This is a genomic window from Streptomyces sp. NPDC053076 (assembly GCF_044546845.1).
Lineage (GTDB): Bacteria > Actinomycetota > Actinomycetes > Streptomycetales > Streptomycetaceae > Streptomyces.
Genome location: NZ_JBITZL010000001.1, coordinates 137,687 through 164,037 on the forward strand (window position 1 = coordinate 137,687; position 26,351 = coordinate 164,037).

A 26,351-nucleotide genomic window follows, 5' to 3' on the forward strand; every position below is an offset into this window, starting at 1 on the left:
GTCGTCACCTCCTGGGAACTCATCGGGGCTTACGTCAGCTGGTGCCGAGGCCGGCGGCGTCGACCGGGCTCGCTCCCGCGGCCTTGAGGACCTTGTTGAGGAGCGTCAGGTCGTAGATCCCCTTGAGGTTCGGCTGGTCCAGCAGGCCCGCCTTGACCGCGTGCGCCGCCTCGGTGTGAAGGGTGGCGGCCAGCGGGTCGTCGGTGAACTGGATGGACTTCCAGGCCGGGTCCAGGACATCGGCCGACAGCGCCTTGCCGGAGGCCGTCTCCAGCTGCTTGTTCGCCGCCGCCTTCGCCTCGTCCGGGTTGGCGTTGATCCACTTGTTGGCTTCCACCGACGCCTTCAGGACCGCCTCGACGGCCTTCGGGTGCTCCTTGAGGAATGCCTGCCGCACGATGATGTTCGTGATCACGAACTTCTTGTCCGGCCACAGCGTGGACTCGTCCAGCAGCACCTTGCCGCCCTCGGCGACCAGCTTGGACGCGGTCGGCTCCGGCACCCAGGCGCCGTCGACCGAGCCGGCCTTGAAGGCGTCCGGCGTCACCTTGTTGTCGCTGCGGACGACCGTGACGTCACCCTTGCCGCTCTGCGGGTCGACCTTCCAGCCCTGCTCGGCGGCCCAGTTGAGGAACGCCACGTCCTGTGTGTTGCCCAGCTGCGGGGTGGCGATCCGCTTGCCCCTGACGTCCTTCAGGGAGGTGATCTTCTTGGGGTTCACGACCAGCTTCACGCCGCCGGAAGCCGAACCACCGATGATCCTCAGGCTCTTGCCGTCCGACTTGGTGTAACCGTTGATCGCCGGGGACGGGCCGATCCAGCCGATGTCGATGGAGCCGGAGTTGAGGGCCTCGATCTCGGACGGACCCGCGTTGAAGATCGCGGGCCTGACCTTGGTGGCGCCCAGTTCCTTCTGGAAGAAGCCCTTCTGGACGCCGACCAGCGCGGTGCCGTGGGTCAGGTTCCCGAAGTATCCGATCCGGACGGAGTCGAGCCCGTCGGTCTTCTTGGCCCCGGCGGCGACCTTGACCGTGTCGTCGTCCTTGGCCTCGGAGCCGTAACCGCAGGCGGCGAGGGCGAGAAGGGGGAGCGCGGTGAGCGCGGCCAGGCCGCGGCGGAGCAGGTGCTGAGGGTGGTTGGCAGGCACGGGAGGGTTTCCTCTCGGTGGCCCGGCGGTCACGGTCTCTCAGGTCGTGGCCGGGAGGTCGGCAGGTCTGCGTTTACGGCGGTGGGGGGTGAGGGCGCGCAGGCAGTGCGCGTACGTCAGCACGCACATCGCGCCACTCCGCCCTGCCCGCTGCCGAGCGCACCGCTGCCCACGCGGCCGCCCTCCTTCGCGAACGTGGCGTAGAAATCGGTGGAGTTCATGTTCAGAAGTCCCACCCGTCGTCGTCGGCCTCGTCCTTGACCGGCTCGGGGGACGCGAACGACTCGCCGACCATGCCCGCGGTGAGCGTGGTGCCGTCGGCGGGGTCGATCAGGATGAAGGAGCCCGTGCGGCGCGAGTCGGCGTAGGAGTCGACCGGCAGCGGCTCGGCGGTACGGATCTTCACCCGGCCGATGTCGTTGGCGACGAGCTGTCCCGGGTGGGGGTGCAGGGAGAGGTCGTCCAGCGTGAGCCGGGACGGGATGTCCTTCACGATCCCCTTGACCGTGCGGGTGCCGTGCTTGAGCAGCACCCGGTGGCCGACGGTGAGCGGGGCGTCGGCGACATGGCAGACGGTCGCCTCCACGTCCTGCGTGGTGGCCGGGGCGTCCTTCGTCGGCACGATCAGGTCGCCGCGCGAGACGTCGATGTCGTCCTCCAGCAGGAGCGTCACCGACTGCGTCGTCCATGCGGCGTCGACCGGCTCGCCGAGCACGTCGATGCCGGAGATCTTCGTGGTCCGCCCGGACGGCAGAACGGTGACCTCCTCGCCGACCCGGAACGTGCCGGCCGCGATCTGGCCCGCGTAACCCCGGTAGTCCGGGTGCTCGGAGGTCTGCGGCCGGATCACGTACTGCACGGGCAGCCGCGCGTGGCAGTGCGCCAGGTCATGGCTGACCGGCACGGTCTCCAGGTGCTCCAGCACGGTCGGACCGCCGTACCAGTCCATGTTCGCGGACGGCTCCACCACGTTGTCACCGGCCAGCGCCGAGATCGGGATGGCGGTGACCTCGGGGACGCCCAGGTCGGTCGCGTACGCCGTGAACTCCTCGGCGATCGCGGCGAAGACCTTCTCGTCGTACCCGACGAGGTCCATCTTGTTGACGGCGAGGACGGCGTGCGGGACGCGCAGCAGGGCGGCGATGGCCGCGTGCCGGCGCGTCTGCTCGACCACACCGTTGCGGGCGTCGACCAGGATCACCGTCAGTTCGGCCGTGGACGCGCCCGTCACCATGTTGCGGGTGTACTGCACGTGTCCTGGCGTGTCGGCCAGGATGAACCGGCGGCGGGGCGTGGCGAAGTAGCGGTAGGCCACGTCGATGGTGATGCCCTGCTCGCGCTCGGCGCGCAGGCCGTCGGTGAGCAGCGCGAGGTCCGGGCCGTCCTGGCCGCGGCTCGCGGAGACGCGCTCGACGGCCTCCAGCTGGTCGGTGAGCACCGACTTGGAGTCGTGCAGCAGCCGTCCGACGAGCGTGGACTTGCCGTCGTCGACGGAGCCGGCGGTGGCGAACCGCAGCAGGGTGGTGGCCGAGAGTGCCTCGGTCGTGGTGGTGCTCATGCTTAGAAGTACCCCTCGCGCTTGCGGTCTTCCATCGCGGCCTCGGAGAGCTTGTCGTCGGCGCGGGTGGCGCCGCGCTCGGTCAGCCGGGACGCGGCGATCTCGGTGATGACCTTCTCGATCGTGTCGGCGTCGGAGTCGACGGCGCCGGTGCAGGACATGTCGCCGACGGTGCGGTAGCGCACCTGCCGCTTCTCGACGGTCTCGTCGTCCTTCGGGCCGCCCCACTCGCCGGCGGTCAGCCACATGCCGCCGCGCCGGAACACCTCGCGCTCGTGGGCGTAGTAGATCTGGGGCAGCTCGATGGACTCACGGGCGATGTACTGCCAGACGTCCAGCTCGGTCCAGTTGGACAGCGGGAAGACGCGGACGTGCTCGCCGGGGGCGTGGCGTCCGTTGTAGAGGTTCCACAGTTCGGGGCGCTGGCGGCGCGGGTCCCACTGGGAGAACTCGTCGCGCAGGGAGAAGACGCGTTCCTTGGCGCGGGCCTTCTCCTCGTCGCGGCGGCCGCCACCGAACACCGCGTCGAACTTCTCGCTCTGGATCTTCTCGGTCAGCGGGAGCGTCTGGAGCGGATTGCGGGTGCCGTCGGGGCGTTCCTTGAGCACACCGCGGTCGATGTAGTCCTGGACGGAGGCCACATGGAGGCGCAGCCCATGGGTGTCGGCCACACGGTCCCGGTACTCAAGGACCTCGGAGAAGTTGTGTCCGGTGTCCACATGCAGCAGGGAGAAGGGGATCGCGGCAGGGGCGAACGCCTTCAGCGCGAGGTGCAGCATGACGATGGAGTCCTTGCCACCGGAGAACAGGATCACCGGGTTCTCGAACTCGCCCGCCACCTCGCGGAAGATGTGCACCGCCTCGGACTCGAGGGCGTCCAGGTGCGACAGGGCGTACGGGCTCTCCGTGCCGTCCTCGACCTTGGCGACCGTGGTCATGCCAGTCCCCTCTCGCTCAGCAGCGCGTACACCGACGCCGCGGACTCCCGGACCGTCTGGTGCTGCGACTCGATCCGCAGATCGGGCGTCTCCGGCTCCTGGTAGGGGTCGTCGACCCCGGTGAGCCCGGTCAGCTCGCCCGCGGCCTGCTTGGCGTACAGACCCTTCACATCACGCACGCTGCACACCTCCACCGGGGTCGCCACATGGATCTCCAGGTACGGCGTCGCGTTCTCCTCGTGCCGCTTGCGCACCGCGTCCCTGCTGTCCGCGTAGGGCGCGATCACCGGCACCAGCGCCTTGACACCGTTGCGGGCCAGCAGCTCGGCGACGAAGCCGATGCGCTGCACGTTGGTGTGCCGGTCCTCGCGGGAGAAGCCGAGGCCCGCGGAGACGAACTCGCGGATCTCGTCGCCGTCGAGCACCTCGACACGATGGCCCTCGGCACGCAGCCGGCCCGCCAGTTCGTACGCGATGGTGGTCTTGCCGGCGCTCGGCAGACCCGTGAGCCAGACGGTGGCTCCGGTCGTCACGTGATTCTCCTGAATCTGATCGTTCGTCATCCGTGCAGCCCGCACTCGGTCTTCGTGCGGCCCGCCCAGCGGCCGGCGCGCGCGTCCTCGCCCTCCAGGACCCTGCGTGTGCACGGAGCACAGCCGACGGAGGCGTAGCCGTCCATCAGCAGCGGGTTGGTGAGCACGCCGTGTTCGGTGATGTACGCGTCCACGTCGTCCTGGGTCCAGCGGGCGATCGGCGAGATCTTGACCTTCTGCCGCTTCTCGTCCCAGCCGACGACCGGGGTGTTCGCCCGGGTCGGGGACTCGTCGCGGCGCAGGCCCGTCGCCCACGCCCGGTAGTCCTTCAGGCCCTCTTCCAGCGGCTGCACCTTGCGCAGCTTGCAGCACAGGTCGGGGTCGCGGTCGTGCAGCTTCGGGCCGTGCTCCGCGTCCTGCTCGGCGACCGTCCGCTTCGGCGTGAGGGTGATGACGTTCACGTCCATCACGGCCTCCACGGCGTCCCGGGTGCCGATGGTCTCCGGGAAGTGGTAGCCGGTGTCCAGGAAGACGACGTCCACGCCCTTCAGCACGCGCGAGGCCAGATGGGCGACCACGGCGTCCTCCATGGAAGACGTGACGCAGAACTTGCTGCCGAAGGTGTCCACCGCCCACTGGAGGATCTCCAGCGCGGAGGCGTCCTCCAGATCACGGCCCGCCTGCTCGGCGAGCGCCCTCAACTCATCGGTCGTACGCTGCTGTTCCTGAGCCGTGGTCATATCCGGTCGTCCCCTCCGTCGTCGGCTCGCTGCAGACCCCGGGTCAGCAACCCGAGGAACTTCAGCTGGAAGGCGCGGTTGCACGCCCCGCATTCCCAGGCGCCGTGGCCCTGCTCGTTCGGACGCAGGTCCTCGTCGCCGCAGTAGGGGCAGTAGAAGGGCGCGGCGCGCTCGCTCACGACAGCGCCTCCTCGGGAGCACGGGCGGCCCAGGTCGCGAACCGCTCGCCGTCCTCGCGCTCCGCCTGGAAGCGCTTCAGCACCCGCTCGATGTAGTCGGGCAGCTCGTCCGACGTCACCTTCAGACCGCGCACCTTGCGGCCGAAGCCCGGCTCCAGGCCGAGGGCGCCGCCGAGGTGCACCTGGTAGCCCTCGACCTGCCGGCCCTGGTCGTCGAGGACCAGCTGGCCCTTGAGACCGATGTCAGCGACCTGGATGCGGGCGCAGGCGTTCGGGCAGCCGTTGAGGTTGATGGTGAGGGGCTCGTCGAAGTCCGGCAGGCGGCGCTCCAGTTCGTCGATGAGCTGCGAACCGCGCTGCTTGGTCTCCACGATGGCGAGCTTGCAGAACTCGATGCCGGTGCAGGCCATGGTGCCGCGCCGGAAGGAGGACGGCCGGGCGGTGAGGTCCAGCGCCTCCAGGCCCTCGACCAGCGAGTCGACCTGGTCCTGCTCGACATCGAGGATGATCATCTTCTGTTCGACCGTGGTGCGGACCCGGCCCGAGCCGTGCGCCTCCGCGAGGTCGGCGATCTTCGTCAGCGTGGCGCCGTCGACCCGGCCGACCCGCGGCGCGAAACCGACGTAGAACCGGCCGTCCTTCTGCCGGTGCATTCCGATGTGGTCGCGCCACTGCTGCACCGGCTGCTCGGGGGCGGGTCCGTCGACCAGCGTGCGCTTCAGGTACTCGTCCTGAAGCACCTGCCGGAACTTCTCCGCGCCCCAGTCGGCGACCAGGAACTTCAGCCGGGCCCGGTTGCGCAGCCGGCGGTAACCGTAGTCACGGAAGATGGAGATGACGCCCTCGTAGACGTCCGGGACCTCGTCGATCGGCACCCAGGTGCCCAGCCGCACGCCCAGCTTCGGGTTGGTGGACAGGCCGCCGCCGACCCACACGTCGAAGCCCGGACCGTGCTCGGGGTGCCGTACACCGACGAACGCGACGTCGTTGATCTCGTGCACGACGTCGAGCAGCGGCGAGCCCGAGATGGCCGTCTTGAACTTCCGGGGGAGGTTCGAGTACGCCTTGTTGTTCAGGACGCGGCGCTTCATCTCCTCCAGCGCCGGCGTGGCGTCGATGATCTCGTCCTCGGCGATGCCCGCCACCGGGGAGCCGATCATCACACGCGGGGTGTCACCGCACGCGGTGACCGTGGACAGGCCCACGCCCTCCAGGCGCTCCCAGATCGCGGGCACGTCCTCGATCCGGATCCAGTGGTACTGGACGTTCTGCCGGTCGGTGATGTCCGCGGTGCCGCGCGCGAACTCCTGCGAGATCTCGCCGATCACCCGCAGCTGCCGCGTGGTCAGCGCCCCGCCGTCGATGCGGACGCGCAGCATGAAGTACTCGTCGTCCAGCTCCTCCGGCTCCAGGATCGCGGTCTTGCCGCCGTCGATCCCGGGCTTGCGCTGGGTGTACAGCCCCCACCAGCGCATCCGGCCGCGCAGATCGTTCGGGTCGATCGAGTCGAAACCGTGCTTGGAGTAGATCGTCTCAATGCGTGTCCGCACATTGAGACCGTCGTCATCCTTCTTGAACTGCTCGTTGCCGTTGAGCGGCGTGAAGTGACCGGCGGCCCACTGGCCCTCGCCGCGGTGACGGCTCACCTTGCGGCGGGGCGCGGAGGCGGCAGGGTTCGGTGGGGTGGCGGCCATGGTTCTACGTCCTTCGGGACCCGGTGGGAATCGACACTGACCTGCACAGATGCGCGCACGCGGGCAGGCGTGCGCGTCATTGCGCAAGGGCATGGGGGAACGAGTGTTCGCGGCGGTGCTGGGGCGTCAGCTCGCCGGACAGATGGCGCTGGACATGCGGCCGAGGTCGACGTGCCGCCGACTCACCAAGGCAATTCCAGTTCCAGACATGACGGAAGCGTGTCACGGCGATCTGGACACAGTCCAGCTTTATCCATCATGCGGACATCCTTGTCCCGAAATGTGGAACAAGGGTGTCGTCGCTCACATGTCGTGCCGGAAGGCTTGTCCCGGCAGTTCAGGCGGGGTATGCCCCGGGCCACGGCCCGGGCGGGGTCGTATCGGCCTCCAGCTCCACCTTGGTGTCGAACAGCTTGAACCCCCGCCGCTGGTAATTGGCCATCGCGTGCTCGCCGTCCTTGCTGCACGTGTGCAGCCACACCCGCTTGGTCGGTGTCCGCTCGGGACGGCGCTCGGCCAGGTCCCAGGCGCGGGCCGTGCCGTACGACAGCAGGTGGCCGCCGATGCGCCGGCCGCGGAAGGCGGGGACCAGGCCGAAGTAGGCGATCTCCACCACGCCCTCGTCCTGCGGCTCCAGCTCGACATAGCCGGCCGGGGTGCCCCGGTCGTAGGCCACCCAGGTCTCCACGCCGTACCGCTCCAGGTACTCCTGCCACCGCGCGTAGGTCCAGCCCAGCCGGTCGGTCCAGCGGATGTCGCCGCCGACCGAGGTGTACAGGAACCGGCTGAACTCGGGGGAGGGTACCTCGGCGCGGACGATCCGGACATCGCCGTCGGGGGCGGCGGCGGGCAGGAGATCGGCCGGGGAGGTCTGCTCCAGGGACCAGGTGGTGACAGGGGCGCTGCTCATGCGGGCCAGGGAACCATCCCGCCACCCGGTCTGTCGATCGACCGGGTCACGCCGGGGGTCTCAGTCCAGGGAGTGGTCGAGGGCGGCCAGGGGCAGGGTGAACAGCATGCGGTCCGAGAGGGACCAGACGTCGCCCGTGTCCTGCCGGTAGGAGAGGGAGCCGGCTTGCTGGGCCCAGCAGCGGTCCGAGGCGTCGGCGCCGCAGCGGGCCGCCCGGGCGCCCGCGGTGTCCTGCCGCCACAGCAGGCCGTGGCCGTCCCGCGCATCGGGCAGTCGTCCCACATACCAGGACGGGCGGTCCGCCCCGGCCCTCCGGTACGACAGCACACCCCGGATCCCGTCCGCCCGGGTCCGGTACGCCTCCACCGCGTCCGCCCGCCCCGCGGTATCCGTGGCGAGCAGCCCGGGACGCGCCGGATCGGTGCCGAACGCGTACCGCCACAGCCGGGCGCGCCGGTCCCCGCCCGGCGCGGTCCACTCCGCGGCCACCAGACTGCCTGGCGCCGTACCGCGGTCCACGGCGAGCGCGCCGGGACAGGGCGGCCCGGAGGGGGTGCAGCGGCCGGCGGAGAAGCGGTAGGAGCCGACCGCGGGCAGCACATAGCCGTAGCCGTCGGCGGACCAGCCGCCGGGCACCCGGCCGACCGCGGCTCCGGCGACCGTGGTGCGCTGGACGCGGTCGAGGTCGTAGACGTAGAGCGCGTCGGCGCTGCCGGCCGTCGTGGTGACCAGCAGCTTGTTCCGGTACCAGACCATGCCGGAGACACCGGAGGCCAGGCCCCGGTAGTCCCGGCCGCCGTCGACCGGTACCACCAGCAGCGCCCACCGGTAGGTGAGGTGCGCGGGGTCGTCGGCGTCGACGAAGGCGACCCGGGCGAGACCCCGCTCGCCGGGGCGGCCGGTGGTGGTGCTGTGCGTCCAGCCGGCCAGGACGACCTGGTGGGTGCCCCGGACCCCGTCGTCATCGGCGTCCCCGGAGGTGGTCACCGAGGCCGGCCGCCAGGCGTCGTCGCCGGTGTCGGCCGGGTCCCAGCAGTAGGCGTGGGCGGCGGCCGGGCCGACGGGCAGGGACGCCCGGTCGCCGGCGGAGCAGTCGGCGGCCTCACGCAGGACCCGGTCGGCGCTCTGGAGCACGGCGTCCACACCGACCGGACGGCCCATCGCGGTGGCGAGCCGGTCCAGCGTCCGGGCGGGGACCAGGTGCTCCTGGAGCCGCAGCCGGCCGGTGTCCGCCGAGGAGGTCAGCGGCCTGAGCGCGCCGGGGCTCTCGGTCACCTCGGCCTGGGACGCGCTGATCAGGGTGGCGGCGGCGGTGAGCGCCAGCGCGGTCCCGGTCAGGACGGCGCGCAGTGCCGCGCCCCGTCTGCGCCTGCGGTGTCTGCCGCGATGCTTCATCTCTCCTCCAGAGGGCGGGCCAACTGCGCCTCACGGTGCGTACGTTGACGCGAGGAGCAGGTGGGGAGGCCCGTACGGGATGCTACGGCAGGAACGGGCCGGGCAGGGGCAGGTCGCCGCAGATGGGCGGAAGACGTACGGGCCCGACCCGGGCCGGCCGGGGACGGGGGCGCAGGCCGGCCGCGCTCAACGCGCCCCGGTCCGGCCGTCCTGCATGGCGTTCCGTTTCCGGGCCACCGCCGGTGCCGTCGACTGGGGGAGCAGATCGCGAGGATCATCTGGAACGATTACTTCAACTTCCGTATCGTCAGAGAAACGATACGGCCGATGCTGGAGAAGTTCCCCGAGATACCGCCGGATTCTGGACATCTCCGCCCGCACGGTGACGGTCCTGGAGGGGTCGTCGAACAGATCCTCGGCCAGCCCCGCCGCCCCGTGCCCGGCGGGGTGCTCGGCGAGCAGGAACAGCAACTCGGCATGCCGTGGACTGAGTTCCCGTGACCAGGAGCCCGTCGAGGCCGTGACTGTCACCGTGCGGCGGGCCGGCCGGGAGAGGTCCAGCACGATCCGGCGCGTGGGCGTGGCGAGCGGTTCGTCCTCCGCGCGCAGCAGCCAGCCCCCGGCCAGCGGCTCCACCGTGCACGAGCCGAGTGAGGGCAGCCACCGGCGGCCCGGCTGGAGCGCCTTGGGCAGCGTCACGCGTCGCACGTACGGCATCCCGGTCATCGTCGCCGCCCAGCCGTTCTGGTCCACCACCACGGCTCGCCCGGCCAGCCGGGCCAGCACCGGCGCCGCCACCGCCCGCAACTGCTCCAGCGAGGCCAGGTGCAGCTCCCGCAGCCGGGACTCGGCCAGTTTGGCCACCGAGTCCACCCAGGCGAGGGTGGCCGGATGCATGGTCTCCAGCGGGCCGCTGACATCCACCACACCGAGCAGCCGGCCGTCCCGTGGGTCGGTGATCGGGGCGCCCGAACAGGTCCACGAGGTCTGCGACCGCACGAAGTGCTCGGCGGCGAACACCTGAACGGGCCGCCGTACCACTGCCGGAGTGCCCACCCCGTTCGTGCCGACGACGTCTTCCCGCCAGTCCGCGCCGAGTTCGAAGCCGAGCCCGTCGGCCCTGCGCAGCACCGGAGGCGCCCCCTCCCGCCACAGCACACGCCCGTCGGCGTCCGCCACGACCATGATGTGCTGGGCGACGTCCGCGACCGAAAGAAGCCCCTCGCGCAGCACCGGCAGCACGTGTCGCAGCGGTGACTCCTTCCGTCTGCGGTACACCTCGTCCGAGGGCAACAGCCCCGACCTGCGGTCGTGTTCGGGGTCGACGCCACTGCGCAGCATCCGCCCCCATGACTGCTCGATCACCGGCCGGGGCGCGATCCGCGCACGTTGTCCGGCGAGCGTGGCCTCGCGCATCTCGGTCAGCATCCGCGCCGCCTGCGCCGCGTCCACGGTGGCCAGGCGGGCCACGTTCATCGGCGGGTTCCCCACGGTGATCCTCCCGGAAAGGGCGCCGAACACACTTGTCAAGCCGTCCGGGCGGCGGTTTCCGGTCCGGCTGTGCCTCTCATAGTGCCGCTCCGGGCATGGCGGAGGCACAGACTCCGCGCATGTGCCCCCATAAGTTGCAACCCCCTGCAACCCTGGTGAACCGCCGGGAGGTGGCTGAGACTTGACCACGACGCGTTTCGCGTCCGCGGGCTCAACGGGCCCAGACGGTGGGGGTGGTGCCGTGTCGGCGCAGCACCACCCCCTGCCGTCCGGCGCCTCGGCGGACTTCGCGGCGGCGGGCACGGCCCCGGGACGCCGGCGTCCGCGGGTCGCGCACGGCCGGATGTTCCGCGGGTCGTCCACGGCCGGCGTTCCGCGGTTCGTGCCTGTCCGGAGTGACGGGCCGCGCCGGTACGGCGAAGCTCCGTGTCAACGTCGCCCCGCGCCGGTACGGCGACGCCGCCTTTCAACGTCGCCCCGCGCCGGTACGGCGACGCCGCTTTTCAACGTCCCCGCGCCACCCGAGTACGTCAGGACCCGGTGCCCCCGGTACCTCAGGCGGGCCGCGCCCGATCCACCACCGACTCCAGGTCCAGGCCCGTGGGCAGGGTGCCGAACGACGCGCCGTGGTCGCCGCCCAGGCGGGAGGCGCAGAACGCGTCGGCGACCTCCGACGGGGCGTGCCGCACCAGCAACGAGCCCTGAAGCACCAGCGCGAGCCGCTCCACCAGCCGCCGCGCCCGTCCCTCGATGCCGTCCAGGTCGGCGAGCTCGGTGAACAGGTCCTTCACCGCCCGGTCCAGCCGGTGGTCGGCACCGTGCGCCCGGCCGATCTCGGTGAGGCAGGCGTCCAGCGCGCCCGGCTCCCGCCGCAGCGCCCTGAGCACATCCAGTGCCTGCACGTTCCCGGCGCCCTCCCAGATGGAGTTCAGCGGCGACTCCCGCACCAGCCGGGGCATGCCGGACTCCTCGACGTACCCGTTGCCGCCCAGGCACTCGGCGGACTCCACGGCCACGGGCGCACACCGCTTGCCGATCCAGTACTTGGCGGCGGGCACCGCGAGCCGCAGCAGGGCGCGTTCCTGCTCGCCGTCGTCGTCGCAGGCCGCGGCCAGCCGCAGCGCGAGCGCGGTGGCCGCCTCCGACTCCAGCGCGAGATCGGCGAGGACGTTGCGCATCAGCGGTTTGTCGGCCAGCTTCCCGCCGAAGGCCGCCCGGTAGGTGCAGTGGTGCACCGCCCGGGCCACCGCCTGCCGCATCAGCCCCGCCGAGCCGAGCGCGCAGTCCAGCCGGGTCGCGGAGACCATCCCGATGATCGTGCGCACCCCGCGGCCCTCCTCGCCGACCCGGCGCGCCCAGGTGCCGTCGAACTCGACCTCGGCGGAGGCGTTGGAGCGGTTGCCCAGTTTGTCCTTCAGTCGCTGGATGAGGAAGACGTTGCGGTCGCCGTCGGGCAGGACCCGCGGGACCAGGAAGCAGGTGAGCCCGCCCGGGGCCTGCGCGAGCACCAGGAACGCGTCCGACATCGGCGCCGAACAGAACCACTTGTGCCCGGTCAGCAGATACGTGCCCGCCTCGGCGAGCGGCCGTGCCTGGGTGGTGTTGGCGCGGACGTCGCTGCCGCCCTGCTTCTCGGTCATGCCCATGCCGAACAGCGCACCGGGCTTCTGACCGGCGGGCCGCAGCTCCCGGTCATAGACCGTGGAGGTCAGCCGGGGCTCCCACTCGGCGGCCAGCTCCGGGTCGGCGCGCAGCGCGGGCACGGCCGCGTGCGTCATCGACAGCGGACAGCAGGTGCCGGCCTCGACCTGTGTCCAGACCAGGAACCCGGCCGCCCGGCGCACGTGCCCGGACGGCCGGGTCCAGGCACCGGTCAGCCCGGCCGAGACGCCCTTGCCGAGCAGCCGGTGCCAGGCCGGGTGGAACTCGACCTCGTCGATCCGGTGGCCGTACCTGTCGTGGCTGCGCAGCCGGGGCGGGTGCTCGTTCGCCTGCACCGCCCACTCCTCCAGCTGTGCCGAACCGGCGGCCCGGCCGAGCGCGGACAGCTCCGCGCGCACCTCGTCCAGGAGGTCCGGGCCGGTGTGACGGTCGACGGCCTCGGCGAGCGCCCGGTCGGCGGTGAAGACGTCGTAGCCGACCAGCGGGGGCGGCTGGTTCGTCACGGTGTGAGTGGAGGTGCCTGCCATGAGGGGAACCTACCCGGGAAGGCGGTGGTGATGGCCTCCAGAGTGGCACAGCACCGCCCCGAAGCGGGCCGGAACCGGTTCCCCGAAGCGCGCCGGAACCGGTTCCCCGGGGCCGCCGGGACCGGTCATCGGCCCCGGAAGGTGAGGGCGGTCCCGTGCTGCGGATACCTTTGGGTCGTGCAGCCAGCAAGTGATACCCCCGAGCGGCCGGCCGGCCGGCTCCACCGGGCCAGGGCCCTCTACCGGAACGTCTCCAAGCGCAGGACCGCCTGGCTGTTGCTCAAGGACACCGTCAACTCCTGCATGGAGTACCGCATCCTGGGCCTGGCGGCCGAGGCGGCGTTCTTCACGCTGCTGTCGGTGCCGCCGCTGCTGCTGAGCCTGATCGGACTGCTCGGGTACGTCGACGACTGGACCGGCGCCGACACCATCCACAGCCTGGAGACCAACCTCCTGGAGGCATCCCGCACGGTGCTGTCCGACAAGGGCGTCAAGGAGATCGCCGAGCCCATCCTGCACGACGTGATGCAAGGCGGCCGGCCCGACGTCATCTCCATAGGGTTCCTGTTCGCCCTGTGGTCGGGCTCGCGCGCGGTGAACGTCTTCATCGACACCATCACCGTCATGTACGGCCTCGACGGCGTCCGGGGCATCGTCAAGACCCGGATCATGGCGTTCCTGCTGTTCATCGTGGCGCTGCTGATCGGCTCGGTGGCGTTGCCGCTGATGGTGGCCGGGCCGGACGCGGTGGTACGGATCGTGCCCTGGTCGGAGACGGTCGTGCAGGTCCTGTACTGGCCGGTCGTGATCATCCTGTCCATCGTCTTCCTGACCACCCTGTACCACGTCTCGGTGCCGGTCCGCTCCCCGTGGATCGAGGACGTGCCCGGTGCCCTGGTCGCCCTCGCCATGTGGGTCCTGGGCAGTTTCCTGCTCCGCATCTACCTCACGAGCACCATCGAGGGCGCCACGATCTACGGCTCCCTCGCCGCCGCCGTCGCGGTCCTGCTGTGGATCGGTGTGTCCGCCTTCGCCGTGCTCGTCGGCGCGGCGGTGAACGCGGCCATCGACCGGGTCTGGCCGGCCGCGGCCACGGCCGCCGCGCGCGAGGCCAACGAGCGGGTGCGGGAGGCGCAGGTCGCCGAGTACGTCGCCCGCGCCGCGGCGGCCCGCGAGACCGACCCCGACGACCCCGACATGCCCTCCGAGTTCCCCGAACGCTGGTCCCGCTTCCTGCCCCCCGAGGACGTGACGGCCCGCCTCCGCACCCATGCGAAGAACCCGCACCATGCGCACAAGGCCACCGGGGGCAGCGGCGGCAAGGGGACCACCGGCCATCACGGGAGCAACGGGAACCCCTCACACCCGGAGCAGTGACGGTCCGGCCGACTCGTACACCCGGACGGCCGCAGCGACCTCCGGCCGAGGCAGCGCGGAAGGAACGGGCAGAGCCGACGGGGCCGGGGTGCTGACGGGCTCTTGGGCTGACGGGCCGAGGTCCCGACGGGCCGAGGTGCTGACGGGCCGGGGTCCCGACGGGCCGAGGTGCTGACGGGCCGGGGTCCCGACGGGCCGAGGTGCTGACGGGCCGGGGTGCTGACGGGCTCACGGGCCGATGGGGCGAGGAGCCGGCGGGACGAGGAGCCGGCGGGTCGGTGGGTCGAGGAGCCGGCGGGTCGGTGGGTCGAGGAGCCGGCGGGCCGACGGAACGCGGACAGCTGAGGAGAGCCGAGAGGGAAGGGGTGGACCTGTTCTTCGCGGTCCTGCCGGCCACCGCCGCGCTGGTGGCCCTGATCGGCGGCGGCCCGCGCGTGATGCTGTTCAGGGACGCCGCCGTGGCAGGCGGCCGGGTCCTCGGCACCGCGTTCACCGGCAGACCGCTGGCCTTCCAGCTGAGCCGGCGACCGCACCGGGGCGGGGCGGCCCGCGCGCGGACCAGGATCTGGCGGGACGGCGCCGCGGTCCGCCGGGGCCTGCGGGTGCTGACCCTGGTCTGCGGGCGGTCAGCCGGTCCTGAAGGAGTCGGACACCGGCGGCGGACACCGGCCCGGTTCCGCGCGGCGGCGCGTGCGGCGGCCGGGACGGTCCGCCGCGAGGTGCTCGACGAGGACGAAGGTCACGCTGATCAGCAGGGACCAGGCGCCGAACTTGGCCAGCGGCACCGGCTGCCAGCCGCCGAGCTGCTGCGGATAGCTCCACGCGCCCGCATAGGTCGCGGCGTTCTCGGCGACCCACAGGAAGAAGCCGATCAGGACGAAGGAGGCGGGCAGCGGCATGCGGTAGCGGTGCGCGCCGACGCTGAAGCCCACCCAGGTGCCGGCGGTCGCGGCGGTCATGGCCACCGCGAGCGGCCAGCGCAGGTCCGGTATCCAGTGGTGGGTGAAGAAGTTGAGGTAGACGGCGGCGGCCACCAGGGTGGTGGCGGCGGCGCGGTAGCGGGTGTAGCGCAGCCGCATCAGCCGCCGGGCCCGGCACACATAGCCGGCGACCGCCGCGTACATGAAGCCTCCGTACAGCGGCACTCCCGCGATCTTGGTGAGGGCGTCCTCCGGGTAACTCCAGGACCCCAGGCGCACCTTGACCAGCTCGAACAACAGCCCCACCACATGACAGACGGCGATCACCGCGGTGTCCCGGCGGGTCTCCCAGCCCACCCGGTGGGCGACGAAGGTGAGCAGCACGCCGTAGAGCAGGACCAGGTCGTAGCGTGCCACGGGCAGCGGCGGCAGCAGCCGGGAGGCGCCGATCCCGGCCAGCAGTGCCACGGCGAAGGCGCAGGCGCGGGCCTGGACCACCCCGAACCGCACCAGTTGCCCGAGCCCGTACCGGAGTCCTCTCGGGACGGACCTCTCCTGGTGACGCATGCCTCCTCCTTCGCGCGACGGCGAGGCCCTGATCGTAGAGGCATAATTGAACACGTTCAAAGAGTGGATCGCCCTCCGGCCGACCTGACGGCCGGGGAGAATGCCTCGCGGTGCGCGGGACGGCGTCGCAGGATCCGGTGGTCCGGGGGGAGGGGCGGTGCTGGGCGGACGAGACGGTCCAGCAGAGGCGCAACGGCGTTCATCCCGCGCGGGGTTACGGGATCGAGACCGCCCGGTGGAACGTCCGTGCGGCACCATGGGCGGATGATCCGTACCGTACGCGCCCTGCCGCTGCTCCTGCTCCTCCCCGCACTGCTCACCGCGTGCGGCACCGAGAAGGCGGACGGGGGCACTGGCAAGACGGGTGCCGGCGCCGGGAAGACGGCGGATGCCGGTGAGGTCCGGGAGTCGGCGTCCGCCGTGCCCGGGCGAGCCGGACTGGACGCACGGTTGCGCGCGTTGGGTATCGCCCCGGAACTCGTCTACGTCACCGACGCGCCGGGCTTCACGCTCGCGCAGCAGTCCGTCGGGGTGAACGGTGACGACGGCTTCTCCGTCGCGTACTGGGCGAAGAACGGTGCCGTACTGCACCTCTACGCAGAGCGGGGCAGCGCGGCCGGCTGTCCCGAGGGGTATGCCTGTCTGGCGCCGGCCAAGGGTCAAGTGGTGCGCATCAGTGGGGAGAAGGTGGCCCCCGCCGTGATCCGCTCAGCCGCCGACGCCGTCCACCGCCCCACGCCGGCCGAACTCGCCGGCCTCCTGCCGCCGGCCCCCACGGCGACGGCCCCGGTGGCGCGCGGCGACCTCCCCTCGTACGGCGACGGAGCGCCCGACAACAGTGTGGGCGAGGGTGGCTGAGCCGCCGTGCACGATCGCCCGGCGGACCGGCGCCGGCCCGCCCGACCGGAGTCCCTCGGCACGCCTCCTCGTCTCCTCCTCTACACCCGCACCGCCGACTACCGCCACGACTCCATCCCGGACGCCGTCGCCGCCGTCCGGGCGCTCGGCCGGTTCGCCGTCGAGCACACCGAGGACCCGGCCGACCTGGAACGGCCGCTGGACGGGTTCGCGGCCCTGGTCTTCCTCTCCACCAGCGGGGACGTGCTGACCCCGGCCGGACGCGAGCGGCTGGAGCGGTATGTCGCGTCGGGCGGGGGCTTCGCCGGGGTGCACGCGGCGGCCTGCACCGAGTACGGGTGGCCGTACTACGGCGAGCTGCTCGGCGCCCGTTTCACCCGGCACCCCTCCCACCAGCCGGGTCGTGCCCTCGTCGTGGACCCCGGCCATCCCGCCACCCGGCACCTGCCGGCCGGGTGGGAGTTCACCGACGAGTGGTACGACTTCGACCACGCCCCGGGCGGCCGGACCCGGGTGCTGCTGCGTGCCGACGAGACGTCGTACGGCGGCGGCGGGATGGGCGCGGACCATCCGCTGGCCTGGTGCCGCGAGCGGAGCCCCCAAGGCGGACGCGTGTTCTACACGGCACTCGGCCACGCCTCCGCCGCATACCGCGACCCGGTCTTCCTGGCTCACCTGAACGGAGGGCTCGGCTGGGCGTCCCGGCTCGACAAGTGACGTTTCTGCGGTGAACCGGTTCCGCCATCGGGGTGAGTAAAGCTGGCGTAGGGGGAAGGTCACGTGACTATCTAGAGATGCTCTTGTCTTGGCAAAGGGCGTCGAGACGCGTCGGGTCGACCCCGCACCGCGTCACCCACCCACAGGAGGAGCCGGACCTTGACTTACGGTAAGAAGCTGCGCGAGCGCATCGCCGGGCCCGGGACCACACCGCTGATCGGCGTGTACGACATGTATTCGGCGTCGATCGCGGCCAAGCACTACGACGGGATGTTCGTATCGGGCTTCGGCTTCGCGGCCTCGTACTACGGGCTGCCGGACATCGGATTCATCGCCTGGCCGGACATGGTGGCCTTCGTCCAGCGACTGCGGGGGGCCTTCCCGCACCACCATCTGCTGGTCGACATCGACGACGGATACGTCGACCCCGAGGTCGCCTGTCACGTCGTCGAGGGGCTGGAGCGCATCGGCGCCTCCGGGGTGATCCTCGAGGACCAGAAGCGGCCCCGCCGCTGCGGCCACGCCGACGGCAAGCAGGTGCTGCCGCTGGGGGAGTACCTGGAGAAGCTGCACCAGGTCCTGGAGACCCGCAAGGACCTGGTCGTCGTGGCCCGTACGGACGCCACCGACGAGCACGACATCCTGCACCGCGCCGAGATGCTGGCCGCCACCGACGCCGACGTGGTGCTGGTCGACGGGGTGCGCAGCGTCGAGTGGATCAAGCGGATCCGGGAGGTCGTCGGCGACAAGCCGCTGCTGTTCAACCAGATCGCCGGCGGCAAGTCACCCCGCCTGTCCCTCGGTGAACTGTCCGGCCTCGGCGTGGATGTCGCCATCTACAGCACCCCCTGTCTGTTCGCCGCGCACGAGGCGATGGACACCGCGCTCACCGGCCTGAAGGCGGCCGACGGCCGGCTGCCGGAGGTGGATCCCGCGAGCGGGGTCGGCGTCAAGGCGTCCACCACTCTGCTGGAGCGCAACATCGCCCGCGACCGGCTCACCCCCGAGGGCGTGGGCGTGTGAGTCGTGCCGTGCCCCGGCTGGGCATCGCCACGGCGGTCGCCGCCGCGCTCCTCTCAGCCGCCGCGGCGCCCGCGGTCGCCTCCGGCAGCCTGATCACCGTGATCGACAACTCCCGTACGGGAACCGACAATTCGGAGACCGACTCGTTCCTCGAGGTGGACCGCACGGCCAACGCGCAGGCCGGCAGCGGCGGCACCGCCGGCAGCGACCACGACGGCAGCGCCGTGGACGTGGTGGAGGCCCTCGCCGCCGCCGGCCGGGACGAGGGGGACTGAGGGACAACGGAACGGGACGACGGCCGGGCACCCCGTGCGGGAGGTGCCCGGCCGTCATGGTGCTGCCGGTCCCCGGATCTCAGTCCTCGCTGAGGTCGGGGCGGCCGTTCTCGTCGACCTCGACATCCTCCTTCGGATCGTGCTCGTCGGAGGGCGAGGTCACGGTGGCGCGCTGCTGTCCGGGAGCGAGGGTGTGGCAGGCGGCGTGTGCCGTGCCGTAGGCGGTGACCAGGGCGACTGCGGCCACGGCGAGGGCCGCGGCGGTACGCGTGGTGTGCTTCATGCCCGGCGAACGATCTTGCGCGCGCGTGGTCACCCTCCGCCGCCCGAACCCGCCGTGCGCGTCACGCAGTTGGCCGCGGCGCGGGGCCGGACGCCGGGGGCGGGGCCGTACTCGCGCGTCGTACCGGCCGCGCCGGCACCTCGGTCGGCGCGCCCTCGGGCCGGTCGCCGTGCGTCACCCGCACCGGCGCACGGTGGCATCGCCGCCCTCTCCGCTGACGGCCGGGGGACGGTGCGGGGCGTGACACAGCGCGCCTCGGGCAGGCGGCCGAAGCCCACCGCACGGCTCCCGGCCCGGGTCCGGCACCCCTGATGTACACCGAACGGCCCACAGCCGGGGGCTGTGCACCGGAATACCTCCGGGCGGTGTGGTGCTCTGAAATGAGCACAGCACGCGCGAGGCGAAGGGCTGGTGGGCGATGACGGCGGACCGGACGGGCCCCGTGGTGCGCACGCCTCACGGAGCCGTGCGCGGCCGGTACGAGCGGGGGATCGCGGTCTTCCGGGGCATCCCGTACGCCGCCCCGCCGTTCGGCCCCCTGCGGTTCCGCCCGCCCCGCCCGCCCGAGCCCTGGGACGGGGTGAGGGACGCCGGCGCCTTCGGGCCCACCGCGCCGAAACCGGCGTACTCCGAGGCGTTCGCCCCGTACCTGTCCGACCCCGTCGTCCCCGGCGACGACTGTCTCAACCTCAACGTATGGACCCCCGAGCCGGGGCCGGGCGCCCGGCTGCCGGTGCTGGTCTGGCTGCACGGTGGCGCTCTGACCAGGGGCTCCTCCGCGGTGCCCGTGTACGACGGCGCCGCCTTCGCCCGTGACGGGGTCGTCTGTGTCTCGGTCAACTACCGACTGGGAGTCGAGGGCTTCGGCCTGTTCCCGGACGCGCCCCCGAACCCCGGGCTGCGTGACCAGTTCGCCGCACTGTGCTGGGTGCACGAGACGGTCGCGGCCTTCGGCGGCGACCCCGACCGGATCACGCTGTGCGGCCAGTCGGCCGGCGCCATCAGCGCGGGCGCCCTGCTCGCCGCACCCCGGACGCAGGGCCTGATCCGGCGGGCGGTGCTGCAGAGCGGCGCGCCCGAGGTCTCGGACCGCGACAAGGTACGGCGGATGGTGCGCCGGATGGCCACCCGGCTGAAGATCCCCGCCACCGCCGAGGCGTTCGCCGGCGTCGACCGCGAAGCGCTGCTGCGCACCCAGGCCGAGGCCGGCCGCCTCAGCAGCCCGGTGCTGGGCGGACCCGGGTTCCACATCGTCGTGGACGGTGACCTCGTGCCCCGCGACCCGCTGAAGGCGCTGACCGAAGGCGCCGCCGCCCGGGACGTCGAACTGCTCATGGGCTGGACCCGGGACGAGTACCGGCTGTGGCTGGTGCCCGGCGGGCTGGTGGAGCGCATCGACCGGCTCGGCGCCGTAGCCCTGGCCGCGGCCACGGTCCGCTGCCACGCGGGCCACGACATCCCGCGCGGCTACCGGGCCCTGCACCCCGACGCCGGGACCGCCGAGATCGTCGGCCAGATGGTCACCGACCACCTGCTGCGGGTGCCCCTGCACCGGCTCGCCGACGCCCGCCCCGGCGGCTCCTACGTGTACGAGTTCGCGTGGCCGTCCCGCCTGCCCGGCCTCGGCGCCTGCCACGCGCTGGAGCTGGGATTCGTCTTCGGGACCGGGGACGTAGCCGAGGCGAAGAAGCTGGCCGGTGAGGGCGCCCCGCAGGAACTGTGCGACGCGATGCACGCCGCCTGGGTACGGTTCGTGACGCACGGGGCCCCCGGCTGGGCGGCGTGGGACGCCCGTCATCCGGTACGGATCTTCGACGACGGCGTTCCGGACACCGCATACGGTCCACGGGATGCGGAGGTCGCCCTGTGGTCGACCGCGTCCACCCCGCCGGAGGTCCCGCGGACGGCCGTACCCCGCGCTCCGGGCGCCGAACTCGGCGCCGCCATGCGCCGGCTGCGCCGGTCGATGGGAACCCTGCGCCGCTGAGCCGACCGGACGGGCACGCCAGTACGACGGCGCCGGCTCGCGCCCCGCGCGGGATCCGGGGCCGCCGCAGCGGAGCGCCCCCGACGATGGACCGGCGTTGGTCGAGCAGCCCCGCCAGCGCGGCGCGGCGCGGCCGGAGCGGGGCGCCCCCGACGATGGACCGGCGTTGGTCGAGCAGTCCCGCGAGCGCGGCGCGGCCGGAGCGGGGCGCCCCCGACGACCGACCGGCGCTAGTCGAGCAGCCCCGCCACCGCGGCGATTCCCTCCGGCCCCACCCGGCAGCACCCCCCGATCAGCCGCGCCCCCGCCCGCCGCCACGCGGCGACCTGCGCGGCGCTGAACGTCGTACGCCCCCGCCAGGCGCGTGCCTGCGCGTCCCAGCCCTCGCCGCTGTTGGGGTAGGCCACGACCGGTCGGCCGGTCACCCGGGCCGCGATCTCCACCGCGGGCTCGACGTCTTCGGGCGCGCAGCAGTTCACACCGACGGCGATGACCTCGTCCGCATCGGCGGCGAGAGCGAACGCCTCCTCCAGCGGTTGCCCCGCCCGCGTCCGCCGGCCGTCGACCGTGTACGACAGCCAGGCCGGCACCCCCAGCCCGCGCACCGCCCGCAGCAGCGCGACGGCCTCGTCGGTGTCGGGGACGGTCTCCAGTGCCAGCACGTCCGGCGCCGCGGCGGCCAGCGCCTCGATCCGGGGCCGGTGGAACCGCTCCAGCTCGGCCACACTCAGTCCGTACCGGCCCCGGTACTCGGAGCCGTCCGCGAGCATCGCCCCGTACGGCCCGACCGAGGCCGCCACCCACAGCGGGCGGTCGACGCCCCTGTCCGCCGCCTGCCGGGCCGCCTCGCGGGCCAGCTCCACACTGCGGGCGAGCAGCCGCGCGGCTTCCGCACGGCCGATGCCGCGCTTCCCGAAGCCCTCGAACGTGGCCTGGTAGCTGGCGGTGATCGCCACGCTCGCGCCCGCGAGGAAGTAGGCGAGATGGGCTTCGGTGACCGCCTCGGGCAGCTCGGCGAGCAGCCGCGCCGACCACAGACCGTCGCTCAGATCATGCCCGGCCGACTCCAGCTGGTTGGACATGCCGCCGTCGAGCACGACCGTCCCGGCGGCGAGGGCGTCGGCGAGGCTGGGAGAGGTGTCGCTGGTCATGCGACGACGCTAGTCGAAGCGGCAGGCACGCCGGGCCGGCGGGGCGGTCACGTCGACCGGCACGCCCGCACCGGGGAAGGCCGTCGTTCCCGAGCCGCCCCGGTCCGCGCGCGGAGTGGGGCGGCTCCGCCGCGCACGGGCCTGGTCCGCGACGACCCCCTCGTCGCGCATCTGGTGCCCGAGGGCGAGGTACGGGTGGGATGAACTCCCGGACGCCCCGACCGGCACCGGGGTGCCCCGGGTCCCGTGAGGAAGGACGGCCACCGCCGTGATCGAACTGCCCGCCGACGACCGCGCGTCGAGCCCGTACACCGGCTACACCCGAACCCACTGGGAGGCCGCGGCCGACGCCCTGCTCGCCGCCGTCGAGCCGTACGCCACCCCTGACCGCGCCCTCTACCACCTGCCCGGCGACCGGGTGAGTCACTCCGGGCGTCTGTCCGACGGTCTGGAAGGGTACGCCCGCACGCTGCTGCTGGCCGCGTTCCGCCGCGACGAGACCGTGCTCGGCCGTTACGCCGAGGGCCTCGCGGCCGGTCCCGGCGGTGTCTGGCCGCGGATCACCGACCGCAGCCAGCCACTGGTCGAGGCCGCCTCGGTCGCGCTCGCCCTGCGGCTGACCCGGCCGCTGCTGTGGGACCGCCTGGACGACGCGGTGCGCCAGCGGACCGCCGCCTGGCTGGCGGACGCGCTCACCGCCGAGCCCTGGCCGTGCAACTGGGAGCTGTTCCCGGTCACCGTCGGCGGCTTCCTCGCGGAGATCGGCCACCGCGAGGAAGCCGCCCGCAAGGCGATCGACCGCGGGCTGGAGCGGATCGAGGGCTGGTACGTCGGCGACGGCTGGTACACCGACGGCGACGGCCGCAAGTTCGACTACTACAACGGCTGGGCCATGCATCTGTACACGGTCCTGCACGCCTGGCTGGCGGACGACGGCGAACTGCTCGACGCGTACGGCCGACGGCTGTCGCGTCACCTCGCGGACTACGCCCGGCTCTTCGGCGGCGACGGCGCCCCGCTGTACCAGGGCCGCTCCCTGACCTACCGGTTCGCGACCGCGGCCCCGCTCTGGCTCGGCGCGCTGACCGGACACACGCCCCTGCCGGCGGGTGAGACGCGGCGCCTGGCCTCCGGAGCCCTGCGGTACTTCCTCGACGGCGGCGCGGTCGACGAGCGGGGCCTGCTGCCGCTCGGCTGGCTCGGTCCCGACACCTCGCTCGTGCAGAGCTACTCGGGTCCCGCCTCCCCGTACTGGGCGAGCAAGGGCTTCCTCGGCCTGCTGCTGCCGCCCGGGCACGAGGTGTGGACGGCACCGGAGGAACCGGCACCGGCCGACCGCGCCGACGCGGCACACCCGATGCCCGCCCCCAACTGGCTGCTCCAGACCACCCGTTCCGACGGCCTGGTCCGGCTGCACAACCACGGCAGCGAGGACGTCCGGTACGACCCCTACTACACCCGGCTCGCCTACTCGACCGCCACCGCGCCCCTGCCGTCGTACGACAACAGCGTGATCGTCGGCGGTGATCCGCACCGTACGGGGATCGAGCCGCTCGGCACGGGCGAGAGCTGGATCGCCTCCCGGCACACCGTGCGCGCCGGCATCACCGTCACCACCCTGGTGGCCGTCCGGGGCGCCGTGGAAGTGCGGGCCCATCTGGTGGCGGGCGCGTCCCCCGGAACCCCGGTACGGGTGACGGGCTGGCCCGCCACGGACGGCGTGCGAGCCGAACTCGTCCCGGTCACGGGCCTGTCGGCGGTTCTGGGGGACGGTGTGCGGGCCGAACTCGCCCCGGGTGCGGGCCTGTCGGCGGAACCGGGGGTCGGCGTGGTGGCCGAACTCGCCCCGGGTGCGGGCCTGTCGGCGGAGCCCGGGGACGGTGTGCGGGGCGAACTGGCCCCGGGTGCGGGCCTGTCGATCGGGCTGACCGGGGTGACCGGGGGCGGTGCGGCCACGCTCTTCGTGGTGCTCGCCCGGCTCACCGGGGAGCCGGACCCCCTGCCCCTGACGGATCTGGTGGGCATCACGGTGCGGAGGACCGACGACGCCCGGGTGGGCTACGAGGTGCGGGTGAGCTGGGCCGCGGGCCCCGACGCCGCCTTCCGCTTCACGGCGTCGGCCGGCCGGTCCGCGGGCTCGTCGTGGTCGGTGACCCCGCACGCGGCGGCTTGACGGAGGAGGGGTGACAGGCGTGCAGGCCCGCGAGGGCGCGGGGGCGCGGGCCACCGCGCACGGTTCGGCGGGCGCCGAACCGAGCCGACGCTAGCGTGGCCGTATGACCGCAGAGTCCGCCTTCCTCACCTTCACCGGCCTCCACCACCGCCCGGGAGAGCCGCTGCTGCTGCCCAACGCCTGGGACCACGCCTCGGCCGCCGCCCTCGCGGCCCGGGGGTTCCCGGCGATCGCCACGACGAGCCTGGCGGTGGCGGCGGCCGTCGGCCTGCCCGACGGGGAGGCCGCGACCCGCGAGCACACCGTTCGTCTCGCCCTCACCCTCGGCTCCGGGCCCTATCTCCTCTCGGTCGACGCCGAGGACGGCTTCAGCGAGGACCCGGACGAAGTCGCTGAACTGGCACGGGAGTTGTGGGCCGGCGGTGCCGTCGGTATCAACCTGGAGGACGGCCTGTGCCCGGCCGGCCGGCACGCGGCGAAGATCGCGGCCGTGAAGGCGGCCGTACCGGGCCTGTTCGTCAACGCCCGCACGGACACCTACTGGGCGGGTGACGGCGACGAGAAGGACACCCTGCGCCGGCTCGACGCCTACCAGGAAGCGGGCGCCGACGGGGTCTTCGTGCCGGGTGTGGACGACCCGGAGCGCATCGCCGCCCTCGTCCGGCACACCGATGTCCCCCTCAACGTGCTGTACTCGCCCGCCGGTCCCACGTTCGCCCGCCTCGCCGACCTCGGCGTGCGTCGCGTCAGCCTCGGCTCGCTGCTGTACCGGCGGGCGCTCGGCGCGGCCCTGGACGCGGTGGCCGACATCTCGGCCGGGCGCGCCCCGAGCGGTACGACCCCGTCCTACGCCGACGTCGCGGCACTCGAACGCAGCGTCTCGGTGAGCAGGTCGGCGAACTCCACCGGGTGATCCAGCGTGCCGAGATGCCCGCCCGGGAAGGCGACGCAGGCGCTCCCCAGCCGCTCGGCGAGCAGCTCGGCCGTGCGGTGCAGGAGCTGACCGCGGGAGTCGGCGCCGAAGCCGACCGTGAGCCGGCCGGGAGGCGGGGCGACGGCGGGCGCGTACGCGCTGAACGGGCGCAGGACACGAGCCAGGAAGACGCCGAACGCAGTGGCCGACCCGCCCTCGGCGGGCGGGCGTTCGGCCCCGTCCAGCTGGTCGATCAGCTCGGTCCGGCGTGTCGCCCCGTGCGGCAGGACCGTGACGCACGGCGGTTCGTGCGCGACCCCGTGCGCCACCCGCTCGGGGTGCCGGGCCAGCAGGTCCAGGGCGGCGATGCCACCGGAGCTGGTGCCGAACAGGTACGCCGACTCACCGTCCGGCAGCACCGCGTCCAGCACCCGCCGCGCGCCCTCGCTCCAGTCCGCCACCCGCTGCTCGGCGACCGGCCTGCCCAGCCGGCCGTGCGCGAGGCCCAGCGGGTCGTACGTCACCACGGTGAAGCGGGTCGCCAGCCGTGCGGTCAGCGGCCCGAGGCCCATCGGATGCCCGGCTCCGCCCGGCAGGAGCAGCAGGACGGGACCGCGGCCCGTCACGTCGTAGTGCAGCGGGTCAGTCATCGCTCTTCTGCTCCCGGGGCCAGTGTTCGAGGGTGATGTGCAGGGCGTCGACCGCCTTGTCCCAGGAGGCCCGCACGTCCCGGTCCGCGCCGAAGCCGCCCGCGCCCTCCAGCACGCAGTACCCGTGGAACGTGCTGCGCAGCAGGCGCACCGCGTCCGTGAGGTCCGGTTCCGCCAGGCCGTAGGCGCGCAGCATGCCGTAAGTGATCTCCGCCGTGCGGCGCAGTGCGGGGGAGTCCGCGATCAGGGCCTGGTCGATGCGGATCTGGGTGGCGGCGTACCGGCCCGGGTGCTCCAGGGCGTACTCCCGGTAGGCGCCCGCGAACGCCGCCAGTGCCTGCTTGCCCGCCCGCCCGGCCACGGCCGCCGCGATCCGGTCGATCAGCTCGCCGCCCGCGTGCAGCGCCAGCCGGGTGCGCAGGTCCTGGAGGTTGCGGACGTGCGAGTACAGGCTCGCGTCCTTGACCCCGAAGCGGCGGGCCAGCGCGGAGACGCTGATGCTGTCGAAGCCGACCTCGTCCGCCAGCTCGGCGGCGGCCGCCACCAGCCGTTCCGTGCTGAGTCCCGCCCGGGCCACACGCCCACCTCCTTGGATGTCTAGGTGCAATCCTAGAGCATCTAGGTAGGTGGGCGGCCGGGCGCCTCGCCGCGCGGCCGGCCCCGGGAGAGCCGGCCGCGCGTAC

26 protein-coding genes are annotated in these 26,351 nt (G+C 72.8%); 8 read left to right on the forward strand and 18 right to left on the reverse strand.

The features are described 5' to 3' along the window. Nucleotides 1–34: 34 nt before the first annotated feature. From ACIGYR_RS00565 to ACIGYR_RS00620, 12 genes are all read right to left on the reverse strand, one after another. Nucleotides 35–1,147: an aliphatic sulfonate ABC transporter substrate-binding protein gene (locus ACIGYR_RS00565; protein ID WP_399605508.1), complete on the reverse strand. Its 1,113-nt coding sequence runs from the start codon at nt 1,145–1,147 to the stop codon at nt 35–37. A gap of 223 nt (nt 1,148–1,370) precedes the next feature. Continuing rightward, a complete protein-coding gene (locus ACIGYR_RS00570; protein WP_391841270.1) occupies nt 1,371–2,705 on the reverse strand; it encodes a sulfate adenylyltransferase subunit 1 in 1,335 nt (444 codons plus the stop codon). 2 nt (nt 2,706–2,707) lie between these two features. After that, nucleotides 2,708–3,643, reverse strand: a complete 936-nt coding sequence (gene cysD / locus ACIGYR_RS00575; RefSeq protein WP_391841272.1) for a sulfate adenylyltransferase subunit CysD — start codon at nt 3,641–3,643, stop codon at nt 2,708–2,710. Then, nucleotides 3,640–4,176, reverse strand: a complete 537-nt coding sequence (cysC, locus tag ACIGYR_RS00580) for an adenylyl-sulfate kinase (protein ID WP_399605505.1) — start codon at nt 4,174–4,176, stop codon at nt 3,640–3,642. The genes cysD and cysC overlap by 4 nt, the downstream gene beginning before the upstream one ends. 26 nt (nt 4,177–4,202) lie before the next feature. Further along, on the reverse strand, nt 4,203–4,916 hold the full coding sequence (locus tag ACIGYR_RS00585) for a phosphoadenylyl-sulfate reductase (RefSeq protein WP_399605503.1): 714 nt from the start codon (nt 4,914–4,916) through the stop codon (nt 4,203–4,205). Further along, nucleotides 4,913–5,095: a hypothetical protein gene (locus tag ACIGYR_RS00590; RefSeq protein ID WP_391841278.1), complete on the reverse strand. Its 183-nt coding sequence runs from the start codon at nt 5,093–5,095 to the stop codon at nt 4,913–4,915. The genes ACIGYR_RS00585 and ACIGYR_RS00590 overlap by 4 nt, the downstream gene beginning before the upstream one ends. Then, complete coding sequence (locus ACIGYR_RS00595; protein ID WP_399605500.1) at nt 5,092–6,789, reverse strand: nitrite/sulfite reductase; 1,698 nt, start codon at nt 6,787–6,789, stop codon at nt 5,092–5,094. Before ACIGYR_RS00595 ends, ACIGYR_RS00590 begins: the two co-directional genes overlap by 4 nt. Before the next feature lie 126 nt (nt 6,790–6,915). Continuing rightward, on the reverse strand, nt 6,916–6,999 hold the full coding sequence (locus ACIGYR_RS00600; protein ID WP_309486338.1) for a putative leader peptide: 84 nt from the start codon (nt 6,997–6,999) through the stop codon (nt 6,916–6,918). A gap of 127 nt (nt 7,000–7,126) precedes the next feature. Further along, nucleotides 7,127–7,699: a GNAT family N-acetyltransferase gene (locus ACIGYR_RS00605; RefSeq protein ID WP_399605498.1), complete on the reverse strand. Its 573-nt coding sequence runs from the start codon at nt 7,697–7,699 to the stop codon at nt 7,127–7,129. Nucleotides 7,700–7,759: 60 nt separating this feature from the next. Next, entirely contained in the window at nt 7,760–9,094 is a 1,335-nt protein-coding gene (locus ACIGYR_RS00610) for a hypothetical protein (RefSeq protein ID WP_399605496.1), read from the reverse strand. A gap of 186 nt (nt 9,095–9,280) precedes the next feature. Then, nucleotides 9,281–10,570 carry a GAF domain-containing protein gene (locus tag ACIGYR_RS00615; protein ID WP_399605494.1) on the reverse strand — a complete coding sequence of 430 codons (1,290 nt, stop codon included), beginning with the start codon at nt 10,568–10,570 and terminating at the stop codon, nt 9,281–9,283. Nucleotides 10,571–11,139: 569 nt separating this feature from the next. Next, the gene (locus ACIGYR_RS00620; RefSeq protein WP_399605492.1) at nt 11,140–12,774 is read right to left on the reverse strand and encodes an acyl-CoA dehydrogenase family protein; all 1,635 of its coding nucleotides are present in this window, start codon (nt 12,772–12,774) and stop codon (nt 11,140–11,142) included. Between the two features lie 177 nt (nt 12,775–12,951). On the opposite strand from ACIGYR_RS00620, the gene ACIGYR_RS00625 reads away from it, so the two are divergent. Beyond that, nucleotides 12,952–14,151 carry a YihY/virulence factor BrkB family protein gene (locus ACIGYR_RS00625; RefSeq protein ID WP_391841290.1) on the forward strand — a complete coding sequence of 400 codons (1,200 nt, stop codon included), beginning with the start codon at nt 12,952–12,954 and terminating at the stop codon, nt 14,149–14,151. A gap of 626 nt (nt 14,152–14,777) precedes the next feature. On the opposite strand, the gene ACIGYR_RS00630 is transcribed toward ACIGYR_RS00625, so the two are convergent. Further along, on the reverse strand, nt 14,778–15,638 hold the full coding sequence (locus tag ACIGYR_RS00630) for a DUF817 domain-containing protein (RefSeq protein ID WP_399605490.1): 861 nt from the start codon (nt 15,636–15,638) through the stop codon (nt 14,778–14,780). A 264-nt stretch (nt 15,639–15,902) separates the two neighbouring features. On the opposite strand from ACIGYR_RS00630, the gene ACIGYR_RS00635 reads away from it, so the two are divergent. The 4 genes from ACIGYR_RS00635 to ACIGYR_RS00650 all read left to right on the forward strand — a co-directional run bounded on the left by ACIGYR_RS00635 (nt 15,903) and on the right by ACIGYR_RS00650 (nt 18,511). Then, the gene (locus tag ACIGYR_RS00635; protein WP_399605488.1) at nt 15,903–16,496 is read left to right on the forward strand and encodes a membrane lipoprotein; all 594 of its coding nucleotides are present in this window, start codon (nt 15,903–15,905) and stop codon (nt 16,494–16,496) included. A gap of 6 nt (nt 16,497–16,502) precedes the next feature. After that, nucleotides 16,503–17,213 carry a ThuA domain-containing protein gene (locus ACIGYR_RS00640; RefSeq protein WP_399605486.1) on the forward strand — a complete coding sequence of 237 codons (711 nt, stop codon included), beginning with the start codon at nt 16,503–16,505 and terminating at the stop codon, nt 17,211–17,213. 159 nt (nt 17,214–17,372) lie between these two features. Next, nucleotides 17,373–18,236 carry an oxaloacetate decarboxylase gene (locus tag ACIGYR_RS00645; protein ID WP_399605484.1) on the forward strand — a complete coding sequence of 288 codons (864 nt, stop codon included), beginning with the start codon at nt 17,373–17,375 and terminating at the stop codon, nt 18,234–18,236. Beyond that, nucleotides 18,233–18,511: a hypothetical protein gene (locus tag ACIGYR_RS00650; RefSeq protein ID WP_399605482.1), complete on the forward strand. Its 279-nt coding sequence runs from the start codon at nt 18,233–18,235 to the stop codon at nt 18,509–18,511. The genes ACIGYR_RS00645 and ACIGYR_RS00650 overlap by 4 nt, the downstream gene beginning before the upstream one ends. Nucleotides 18,512–18,590: 79 nt before the next feature. On the opposite strand, the gene ACIGYR_RS00655 is transcribed toward ACIGYR_RS00650, so the two are convergent. Further along, a complete protein-coding gene (locus tag ACIGYR_RS00655; RefSeq protein ID WP_399605480.1) occupies nt 18,591–18,794 on the reverse strand; it encodes a hypothetical protein in 204 nt (67 codons plus the stop codon). Nucleotides 18,795–19,212: 418 nt separating this feature from the next. Here ACIGYR_RS00655 and ACIGYR_RS00660 point away from each other — a divergent pair, with 418 nt between their 5' ends. After that, a complete protein-coding gene (locus ACIGYR_RS00660; protein WP_399605478.1) occupies nt 19,213–20,781 on the forward strand; it encodes a carboxylesterase/lipase family protein in 1,569 nt (522 codons plus the stop codon). 230 nt (nt 20,782–21,011) lie between these two features. On the opposite strand, the gene mmuM is transcribed toward ACIGYR_RS00660, so the two are convergent. Together mmuM and ACIGYR_RS00670 are read right to left on the reverse strand one after the other, a co-directional pair. After that, nucleotides 21,012–21,932 (reverse strand): homocysteine S-methyltransferase, encoded by a 921-nt coding sequence (gene mmuM / locus ACIGYR_RS00665; protein ID WP_399605476.1) that lies wholly within the window; start codon nt 21,930–21,932, stop codon nt 21,012–21,014. Nucleotides 21,933–21,941: 9 nt separating this feature from the next. Beyond that, on the reverse strand, nt 21,942–22,196 hold the full coding sequence (locus ACIGYR_RS00670) for a hypothetical protein (RefSeq protein WP_399605474.1): 255 nt from the start codon (nt 22,194–22,196) through the stop codon (nt 21,942–21,944). A 7-nt stretch (nt 22,197–22,203) separates the two neighbouring features. Here ACIGYR_RS00670 and ACIGYR_RS00675 point away from each other — a divergent pair, with 7 nt between their 5' ends. Next, complete coding sequence (locus ACIGYR_RS00675) at nt 22,204–24,105, forward strand: DUF2264 domain-containing protein (RefSeq protein WP_399605741.1); 1,902 nt, start codon at nt 22,204–22,206, stop codon at nt 24,103–24,105. A 103-nt stretch (nt 24,106–24,208) separates the two neighbouring features. Continuing rightward, nucleotides 24,209–25,018, forward strand: a complete 810-nt coding sequence (locus ACIGYR_RS00680; protein ID WP_399605472.1) for an isocitrate lyase/phosphoenolpyruvate mutase family protein — start codon at nt 24,209–24,211, stop codon at nt 25,016–25,018. On the opposite strand, the gene ACIGYR_RS00685 is transcribed toward ACIGYR_RS00680, so the two are convergent. Both ACIGYR_RS00685 and ACIGYR_RS00690 read right to left on the reverse strand, forming a co-directional pair. Further along, on the reverse strand, nt 24,952–25,668 hold the full coding sequence (locus tag ACIGYR_RS00685; RefSeq protein ID WP_399605470.1) for an alpha/beta fold hydrolase: 717 nt from the start codon (nt 25,666–25,668) through the stop codon (nt 24,952–24,954). The genes ACIGYR_RS00680 and ACIGYR_RS00685 overlap by 67 nt on opposite strands. Continuing rightward, nucleotides 25,661–26,245 (reverse strand): TetR/AcrR family transcriptional regulator, encoded by a 585-nt coding sequence (locus tag ACIGYR_RS00690; protein WP_391841309.1) that lies wholly within the window; start codon nt 26,243–26,245, stop codon nt 25,661–25,663. The genes ACIGYR_RS00685 and ACIGYR_RS00690 overlap by 8 nt, the downstream gene beginning before the upstream one ends. Between the last annotated feature and the right edge of the window lie 106 nt (nt 26,246–26,351).

Bases quoted from the DNA above. Each gene is read 5' to 3' on its own strand.
- ACIGYR_RS00655 (WP_399605480.1), bottom strand. From the start codon at position 18,794: ATGAAGCACACCACGCGTACCGCCGCGGCCCTCGCCGTGGCCGCAGTC.
- ACIGYR_RS00605 (WP_399605498.1), bottom strand. From the start codon at position 7,699: ATGAGCAGCGCCCCTGTCACCACCTGGTCCCTGGAGCAGACCTCCCCG.
- ACIGYR_RS00620 (WP_399605492.1), bottom strand. From the start codon at position 12,774: ATGGCAGGCACCTCCACTCACACCGTGACGAACCAGCCGCCCCCGCTG.
- ACIGYR_RS00585 (WP_399605503.1), bottom strand. From the start codon at position 4,916: ATGACCACGGCTCAGGAACAGCAGCGTACGACCGATGAGTTGAGGGCG.
- cysD (WP_391841272.1), bottom strand. From the start codon at position 3,643: ATGACCACGGTCGCCAAGGTCGAGGACGGCACGGAGAGCCCGTACGCC.
- ACIGYR_RS00680 (WP_399605472.1), top strand. From the start codon at position 24,209: ATGACCGCAGAGTCCGCCTTCCTCACCTTCACCGGCCTCCACCACCGC.
- ACIGYR_RS00615 (WP_399605494.1), bottom strand. From the start codon at position 10,570: ATGAACGTGGCCCGCCTGGCCACCGTGGACGCGGCGCAGGCGGCGCGG.
- ACIGYR_RS00570 (WP_391841270.1), bottom strand. From the start codon at position 2,705: ATGAGCACCACCACGACCGAGGCACTCTCGGCCACCACCCTGCTGCGG.
- ACIGYR_RS00600 (WP_309486338.1), bottom strand. From the start codon at position 6,999: ATGTCTGGAACTGGAATTGCCTTGGTGAGTCGGCGGCACGTCGACCTC.
- ACIGYR_RS00660 (WP_399605478.1), top strand. From the start codon at position 19,213: ATGACGGCGGACCGGACGGGCCCCGTGGTGCGCACGCCTCACGGAGCC.
- ACIGYR_RS00630 (WP_399605490.1), bottom strand. From the start codon at position 15,638: ATGCGTCACCAGGAGAGGTCCGTCCCGAGAGGACTCCGGTACGGGCTC.
- ACIGYR_RS00635 (WP_399605488.1), top strand. From the start codon at position 15,903: ATGATCCGTACCGTACGCGCCCTGCCGCTGCTCCTGCTCCTCCCCGCA.
- mmuM (WP_399605476.1), bottom strand. From the start codon at position 21,932: ATGACCAGCGACACCTCTCCCAGCCTCGCCGACGCCCTCGCCGCCGGG.
- ACIGYR_RS00685 (WP_399605470.1), bottom strand. From the start codon at position 25,668: ATGACTGACCCGCTGCACTACGACGTGACGGGCCGCGGTCCCGTCCTG.
- ACIGYR_RS00595 (WP_399605500.1), bottom strand. From the start codon at position 6,789: ATGGCCGCCACCCCACCGAACCCTGCCGCCTCCGCGCCCCGCCGCAAG.
- ACIGYR_RS00610 (WP_399605496.1), bottom strand. From the start codon at position 9,094: ATGAAGCATCGCGGCAGACACCGCAGGCGCAGACGGGGCGCGGCACTG.